Origin of the sequence: Streptomyces sp. URMC 126, from assembly GCF_051386555.1 — a bacterium.
Lineage (GTDB): Bacteria > Actinomycetota > Actinomycetes > Streptomycetales > Streptomycetaceae > Streptomyces.
In genome coordinates this window covers 1-7000 of record NZ_JBPQTX010000352.1, presented here as the reverse complement: position 1 = coordinate 7000, position 7000 = coordinate 1, and the positions used below count along the sequence as shown (strand labels likewise).

Genomic DNA, 7000 nt, shown 5'->3' with positions numbered 1-7000 from the left:
GGGGTGGGGGTGGGCGGTGGGCGGTGCATGCGAGCCGCGCGCGGCGAGTGCGGCCCGTCGAGCGCGGGGCCGGATTCGCTCACCGCCTTGGCCGCGCCCCGCCGGGCCGGTTCCGCGCGTGTCGGCCGGTCCGGTTCCGTTCCGTCGCACGCCCCGGCCCGTCCTGGAACACCCGGCGCGATGCCTGTCCGACCAAGCTACGGACCGATGCGGGCAGCGGACGGCGACGGCAGGGCGTGGCGTGGCGGCGGAAGTCGGCGCGCCCGAGCGGAGACGTGCCCAGGCCGGACGCGGCGGAGCGAACCGATCAACTGCCGTGGAGTGTCCGCTCCTCGCGAGGTATCCCCCCGGCCCGCACTGCCCCGGCCGTCCGCCGCAGTGGCCGGCGGAACGGCCGTTCAGTAGAGCGGGAAGGCCCAGCCGCCCGGGTACCAGGGCGCCCGTTCGCCGCGGAAGGCCGCCGAGGCCCGGGAGAGCGCACCGGGCCGCAGTTCCTCGACGAGGCCCGCCGCCGCGAGGGCGGTCAGTGTCGTGCCGCCGAGGAAGGCGGCGCCGAGTTCCGCCGCCGACAGCCGGATGTCGGCCGGGGCGGTCGTGGGCCGGCAGACCGCGCTTCCTTCGTCCGCCTGGAGGCGGTGGCGCCCGCTGTTCCACGGGCAGAAGTCGTCCCGTACGTCGAGGACGAGATCCAAGGGGAGGCTGTAACTCCGGCCCGCCAAGGCCCTGTCGACGTCGACGGTCCGCACCCACAGACGGTCCACCGGCGCGGCCCGGACCGCTCGCGGCTCGGCCAGCAGGTGGGGCAAGGGCTCGTCCACGGCGCCCTCGTAGTCGATCCGGTCCACCAGGTCGATGCCGGCGAGGAAGCGCCACAGCGACGCGTACGACCGGCGCGAGCACGCGGCCAGTTCCTCCACCTGGACCACCCCGATACGGCCGCCGAGCCCGTCCGGCGCTTCGGTGTGCCGGTAGAGCGCGTAGCCGGTCGCGTCCCCGTCGCGCTCCTGGTGCACGGCGAACCGGAGTGAGGTCGCGCCGCCGCGCCGGTGGGGGTGGTCGGCGAGGCGTACGGCCCAGTGGACCGGCTGCCGGTCGGGCCATCCGACCGTGGTGGTGCGGACCCGGTCGTAGATCGCCTCCAGGAGGGGGCGGGCCCGGTCGGCGGGCAGCAGCCGGACGGTCCCGTCGCCGAAGTCGGTGCCGGAGCGGAACCGCAGGGCACGGCGGTCGCAGCGCATCAGGTTGCCGAGCGTCGCGGGGCCGTAGCCGAACCGTCCGTAGATGCCGGCCTCGGAGGGCCGGAGCGCGGCGATCGGCTCGCGCCGCTCCTCGTGCAAGTCGGTCAGCTGGGCGCGCGTCATCGCGGTGAGGATGCCCTGGCGGCGATGGCTCGGGGCGACTCCCACGGACGCGATCCCCGCCACGGGCAGGGTGCCCCCGGGGACGGTCAGCGTCCGGCCGTAGACGGAGGCCCCGGCGACCGGCTCGTCGCCGTCGAAGACGGCCAGGGTGCGGGCGAGATCCGTCGCGGCTCGTTGAGCGGCGAGTTCTTCCTCGGACCGGTCTATGCCGTAGGTGTCGGCGATCATGCGCGCCCAGGGCGCGAACTCCCCCTCGGTGACGGGGCGGAGCGGGAAACGGGAAGCGGTCATCCGACCGGTGTACCGCAGTCGAGCCGGTTGGCGGCCTTGTTTTTCCGCCTGCCTGCCACGGGTTGGCGAGGCGTCCCTCGCCGCACCACGCCGGCTGCCGCCACCGCCTCACTCCGATCGGTCCTCAGACGCGCGCCAGGCGAACCAGCCGGGGAAGGCCGCGGCGAGGTCCGGTTCGCCGGCGAGGCGGACGCGTCCGGACCGCCGCGCCGCCGCCAACGTGGCGGTCCCCGCCACCACCCGGTGCAGTTCCGCCAGGTCGGCGGCCACCCAGACGTCGACGTCGTACCCGGGGTGCCGCCGGCACGCGCTGACGTCGCCGCCGGGGGACAGGACGAGCCACGCGTGGTCGTCGGGCGCCCCGGGGAGCGAGAGGGTGAACTCCACCACCACCCGCCTCCCGGGTAACCGCTCCCGCAGCACGAACTGCCGCAGGCGCCACAGCAGCCACCCCGCGTCCAACTGCTCGCGCGTGGGATCGCCCAGTGCCCAGCGGCGCGCCCAGTCGCCGAGTTCCCGGACGAGCGGTTCGAGCGCGGCGCCGGCGGGGGTGAGCCGGTAGGCGGGACGCCCGTCGGGGTCGGGGACGCGGGTGACGAGGCCGTGGGCGCGCATCCGGCGCAGCCGGGCCGACAGCAGGCTCCGGCCGATGCCGGGAACCCCGCGGTGGATGTCGTTGAACCGGTCCGAGCCGAGCAGCAGTTCGCGCAGGACGAGCAGCGTCCAGCGGTCGCCGACCGCCTCCACCCCGGCCGTGACCGGGCAGTACTCGATTCCGCGCCGCATGCCCGCCTCCGCCTCCATGCCGTCCCGTCCCGCCCCGCCGCACCCCGTCCGGTCCGATTTCCGTACCGCCCCCGGTCGCCTCACCATAGGACGCTCGGTCCGTGAACACCTCGATACCTCCGCGGACCACTCCCGACTCCGCGCCGCCCCAGTCGACTTGGGCGGCCGGCGACTACCCCGCGATGGCCGGCCGCCTCGTCCCGGCCGCCGAACGGGCCGTCGCCGTCGCCGCCATCGCCGCGCCGGCGCCCCGGACGACCGTTCTCGACGTCGGCTGCGGCACCGGCAACGCCGCCCTGGCCGCCGCCCGCGCCGGCGCGGCCGTCACCGCCGTCGACCCGACCCCCGAACTCCTCGCCGTGGCCGCCCGCCGAGCCCGGGCCGAGAACCTGACCGTCACCTTCCGCCAGACCGACGCCGACCACCTCACCGGCCGGTACGACCGGGTGCTGACCGTCTTCGGCGCCATGTACGCACCCGACCACACCCGGACCGCCGAGGCGCTGCTGCGGTGCTGTGCTCCCGGCGGACGGATCGTGTCCGCCGCCTGGACCCCGGACGGCCTGATGGCGGCCCTCAACCGCGCGGCCGCCCGCTACCTGCCGCCTCCGCCGCAGGGCGGACGACCGCCGGTGCTCTGGGGCGACGAGGCGCACGTGCGGGGGCTCTTCGCGGGGCACGACGTCACCGTGGCGGCGAAACACGTCCCCTTCGTGTTCCCGTCGCCCCGCGAGGCGGCCGCGTTCTGGGTCCGCACGGCCGGGCACGTCCAGCTCGAACGCCCCCGCCTTCAGGCGGACGGCTCCTGGGAGGCCCTGCACGACGACCTCGCGGCCGTCTTCGGCACGTGGAACCGGAACGGGACCGGGGGGCGGGACGCGGAGGTACGGGTCGAGGCGGCTTACCTGCTGGCCGTGATCGTCCCCGCACGACCGGCCTGACCGCCGCGAACCGTCCCACCACCGGCGGCGGCGAGGCCTGCCCGCCCCGGCCCGTGCGGAACTTTCGTCCAAGACAGGAGCCGCGATCCCGGAGATCGTAGACGCATGCGCAGCTACGACGCGGGGTCCGGCCCCCTGGACGACGTGGAGCCCGATCCCCTGGACGCCGACGCCGACGCGGACACAAACGCCGACGCCGACGCCGACACGAACGGCGACGCCGACGCCGGGGACGGCTGGGAGGTCGCCCGCCCTCTCCACGGCACCTCCCTCGCCGGTGTACGGATGGCGGGGTTCCGGGACCTCACCGCCGCCGGGCTGGACAAACGGGTGCTCCCCGGACCCGAGGTGGTCGTCGTCATCGGTCTCGGCGACGAGCCGTTCACCGTCGAGGGCGCGGCGGGCCGGCGGTCGCTGAGCGGTTTCGCCGCCACCTTGGCGCCCGGTCCGGTCCGCGTCGGCGCCGCGCGGGTCGAGTGCGTCGAGGCGCGCCTGTCGCCCCCGGCCGCCTACGCGTTGCTGGGCGTCCCGCCGCGCGCACCGGGCGAGTCCGTCGTCGGCCTGGAGGACCTGTGGGGTCCGCGGGAGCGGCGCCTCCGCGAGCGGCTGACCGAGGCCGCGACCTGGCGGGAACGGCTCGCGCTCGTGGACGGGTTCCTCGCGCGGCGGGCCGCGCGGGCACCGTCGGTGGCCCCGGAGGTCGCGGCGGTCTGGGGGCGCATCGTGGCGCACGGGGGCCGGGTGCGGGTCGGCGACCTCGCCGCGTCCTGTGGATGGAGCCGGAAGCGGTTGTGGTCCGCGTTCACCGCGCAGATCGGTCTGACGCCCAAGCGCGCGGCCATGCTGGTCCGCTTCGACCGTGCCGCACGGGCGCTGCGCGCGGGCGGGAGCGTCACCGACACCGCCCTGGCGTGCGGGTACGTCGACCAGCCCCATCTCCACCGCGACGTCCTGGCCTTCGCGGGCTGCACGCCAGGAGCCCTGGCCTCCGGACGGCGAACCGATCAGCCGCCTGGGAGGGCCCCGGGCGATCGGCCGATCGCCCAACACGCATAGGATCAAGCCTAGTTGACGCCAGCGCGGGCGGCGCGCCGTCCGCGTCGGTCACTTCCGCACCTCTCGCATCTCCCGCATCCATTGCCCCCCTGACACCACCCACCCGCCGCCTTACGGAAGGACCACACTGTGACGACCACCGACGCCCGAACGGCCGACGGCGCCCGAGGAGCGGACCCGGCCGACCGGGCCCTGATCATCCAGACCGCCTTCGGGAGCATGGCCGCGCAGACCCTGAGGGCCGCGGTACGGCTGGGGGTGGTCGAGCTGATCGGCGACACCCCGCGCCGCGCCGACGACGTGGCCTCCGACGCCGGAGCCGAGCCCCAGGCCATGACCCGGCTGCTGCGCGCCCTGGCCGGCCTGGGCCTGCTGCGGGAAGACACCCCCGGCACCTTCGCGGTGACGCCCGCGGGCGAGCTCATCGACCCCCGCCGCCCCCACAACGTCGCCTCTCTCGTACGCGTGCTCACCGACCCGGTGATGACGCGCGCCTGGGAGCACCTGGACGACAGTGTCCGCACCGGCGAGGTCGCGTTCGACAAGGTCTTCGGCACGGACTTCTTCGGCCACCTCGCCGGGCAGCCCGAGCTCAACGCGGTGTTCAACGCGGGGATGAGCGAGGCCACCGCGGCGTCCGCCGCCGCCCTCCCGGCCGCCTACGACTTCGGCGGGTTCACCTCCGTCACGGACGTCGGCGGCGGCGACGGCACGCTCCTGGCCGGCGTGCTCGCCGCGTACCCGGGGCTCACCGGCGTCGTCTTCGACACGGCGGAGGGTCTGGCCGAGGCGTCGGGGACGCTGGAGCGGCACGGGCTCACGGAACGCTGCTCCCTGGCACCCGGCGACTTCTTCCGGTCCGTCCCCGGGGGCTCCGACCTCTACCTGCTCAAGAGCGTCCTGCACAACTGGGCGGACGAACAGGCGGTCACCATCCTGCGCCACTGCCGCGAGGCGCTGCCGTCCGGCGGGCGCGTCCTGATCGTGGAGCCCGTACTGCCGGCCGTCGTCGCGCCCGACGCCCGTACCGTCGGCGCCGGATCCGCCTATCTGAGTGACCTCAACATGCTGGTGAACCTCAAGGGGAGGGAGCGGACCCGCGAGGACTTCGAGGACGTGTGCGGGCGCGCGGGACTGTCCGTCACCTCGGTCACCCCGCTCGCGGGAGCCATGCCGTTCTCCCTCGTCGAGGCCGCGCCCGCGCCCTGACCGTCACGGCGGGGTCGCGCGCCGCCGCCCCCCCCAAGGCGGCCTCGCTACTCGGGGTGTTCCTCCCGGCTGTCCTCGTGAGGCAGCCCGAGGTCGCCGCATTGGTTCCCCGGCAGGCCGACGGAGAGGGCCGCGTGGAGGCCGCCGACCGCGCCGGGGGACCGGTCGGCGCGGCCGTGCGGCCCGGCGCTGTGGTTGGCGCAGGTGTTGTCGGAGGTTCCGTTGCCCGAGCCGGTGACGGTGGTGGCCGAGGCGGCGGGGGCCGTGGCGAGAGCGGTGCCCTGCAAGGCCGTCACGGCTGCCGCCAGAACGGCCTTGCGGTGGGCGGAAGGGGGACACGTCGTTTTCGCCTGGCGGGGGCGGCCCGCAGGGCCCGGGCCAGTACGGCGGGCAAGTCGGGTCGGCGCCGGGCGGCCCAGCCGAGGTCCGGACCGTCGCCCGTGACGCTGCCCGGACCGTCGTGCGTGACGCTGCCTGTAACGCCGTCCGGACCGCCGTCCGGCGCCCCGGCTGCTGCTGCCCGTGCCCGTCCGGTGAGCAGGCCGTGGAGGACCGCCGCGAGGCTGTACTGGTCGGAGGCGAAGGTGGGACCGCCCCCCGCCCCGGCGCCGCCTTCGGCGTGCAGGCGTTCGGGAGGAGTGAAGGGGCGGGTGGTGCGCCAGGCGATCGGTGTGGCGGCAGTCGGCGGATGGTGCGGAAGCCGGGCGCTGCCGAAGTCGATGATCACCGCCGTGCCCTCGGGAGTGAGCAGCACGTTTCCCATGCTCACGTCGCCGTGGACCACGGCGCGGCCGTGTACGGCCGCCACCGCCGCCGTCACCGCCTCGGCGGTGGCGGCGAACAGGTCCGCCGCCGGATCGCTCTCGGTGCGCAGCAGATGGCGGGCGCGGGAGTGCAGATCGGCCGGCCGGACTCCGGGGACCCATCGGGTGGCGATCCAGTGCACACGACCGTTCGCTCCCGCCCCGTGCAGCCGGGCGGCGGCCCCTCCGCACCCCTCCAGGCTCTCCAGTACCGCGCGTTCACGCTCCAGCCGTGCGACGTGCCCCTCCGCGGCCCGGCGGCAGACCGTCTTCAACGCCACCCGCCGCCCGCCCGCCGCCACCGCCTCGCACACGGTGAAGCACCCGTACTCCCGCACCACCCGCACGACGTCCATGCCCTCGACCGCGCCCCGCGCACCGTGACGGCACGGGCGGTGGTCGGCGGCCGGGCGAGGGGAAACGTCTGCGCGCACGATCGGTGCAACGCGGTGGCGCCGACCAAGGACACGCGTCCCATCCGACGAAACGATCATCTACTCGTTTTTCGTAAGGATCCGTGGCGTGCCACCGCCCGCCCCGCCCGCCCCGGGCC

General features: G+C 75.6%; 7 protein-coding genes. 3 read left to right on the top strand and 4 right to left on the bottom strand.

The window, feature by feature from the left end; genetic code table 11:
• Positions 1 to 398: 398 nt before the first annotated feature.
• Both ACSNOK_RS28890 and ACSNOK_RS28885 read right to left on the bottom strand, forming a co-directional pair.
• Positions 399 to 1652, bottom strand: a complete 1254-nt coding sequence (locus tag ACSNOK_RS28890; RefSeq protein ID WP_436783740.1) for a GNAT family N-acetyltransferase — start codon at positions 1650 to 1652, stop codon at positions 399 to 401.
• Positions 1653 to 1760: 108 nt separating this feature from the next.
• Complete coding sequence (locus ACSNOK_RS28885; protein ID WP_436783739.1) at positions 1761 to 2438, bottom strand: winged helix-turn-helix transcriptional regulator; 678 nt, start codon at positions 2436 to 2438, stop codon at positions 1761 to 1763.
• 101 nt (positions 2439 to 2539) lie between these two features.
• Between ACSNOK_RS28885 and ACSNOK_RS28880 the strand changes: the two genes are divergently transcribed.
• The 3 genes from ACSNOK_RS28880 (at position 2540) to ACSNOK_RS28870 (ending at position 5644) form a co-directional block, all read left to right on the top strand.
• The gene (locus tag ACSNOK_RS28880; protein ID WP_436783738.1) at positions 2540 to 3379 is read left to right on the top strand and encodes a class I SAM-dependent methyltransferase; all 840 of its coding nucleotides are present in this window, start codon (positions 2540 to 2542) and stop codon (positions 3377 to 3379) included.
• A gap of 105 nt (positions 3380 to 3484) precedes the next feature.
• Entirely contained in the window at positions 3485 to 4435 is a 951-nt protein-coding gene (locus ACSNOK_RS28875; RefSeq protein ID WP_436783737.1) for a helix-turn-helix domain-containing protein, read from the top strand.
• A 129-nt stretch (positions 4436 to 4564) separates the two neighbouring features.
• Positions 4565 to 5644 carry a methyltransferase gene (locus tag ACSNOK_RS28870; RefSeq protein ID WP_436783736.1) on the top strand — a complete coding sequence of 360 codons (1080 nt, stop codon included), beginning with the start codon at positions 4565 to 4567 and terminating at the stop codon, positions 5642 to 5644.
• A gap of 47 nt (positions 5645 to 5691) precedes the next feature.
• Here ACSNOK_RS28870 and ACSNOK_RS28865 read toward each other — a convergent pair whose 3' ends face one another.
• Together ACSNOK_RS28865 and ACSNOK_RS28860 are read right to left on the bottom strand one after the other, a co-directional pair.
• A complete protein-coding gene (locus tag ACSNOK_RS28865; protein ID WP_436783735.1) occupies positions 5692 to 5940 on the bottom strand; it encodes a hypothetical protein in 249 nt (82 codons plus the stop codon).
• Positions 5937 to 6803 carry a protein kinase domain-containing protein gene (locus ACSNOK_RS28860; protein WP_436783734.1) on the bottom strand — a complete coding sequence of 289 codons (867 nt, stop codon included), beginning with the start codon at positions 6801 to 6803 and terminating at the stop codon, positions 5937 to 5939. Before ACSNOK_RS28860 ends, ACSNOK_RS28865 begins: the two co-directional genes overlap by 4 nt.
• Positions 6804 to 7000 lie beyond the last annotated feature (197 nt).

Coding starts and splice junctions, on each gene's coding strand:
- ACSNOK_RS28890 (WP_436783740.1), bottom strand. CDS start 1,652: ATGACCGCTTCCCGTTTCCCGCTCCGCCCCGTCACCGAGGGGGAGTTC.
- ACSNOK_RS28885 (WP_436783739.1), bottom strand. CDS start 2,438: ATGCGGCGCGGAATCGAGTACTGCCCGGTCACGGCCGGGGTGGAGGCG.
- ACSNOK_RS28875 (WP_436783737.1), top strand. CDS start 3,485: ATGCGCAGCTACGACGCGGGGTCCGGCCCCCTGGACGACGTGGAGCCC.
- ACSNOK_RS28860 (WP_436783734.1), bottom strand. CDS start 6,803: ATGGACGTCGTGCGGGTGGTGCGGGAGTACGGGTGCTTCACCGTGTGC.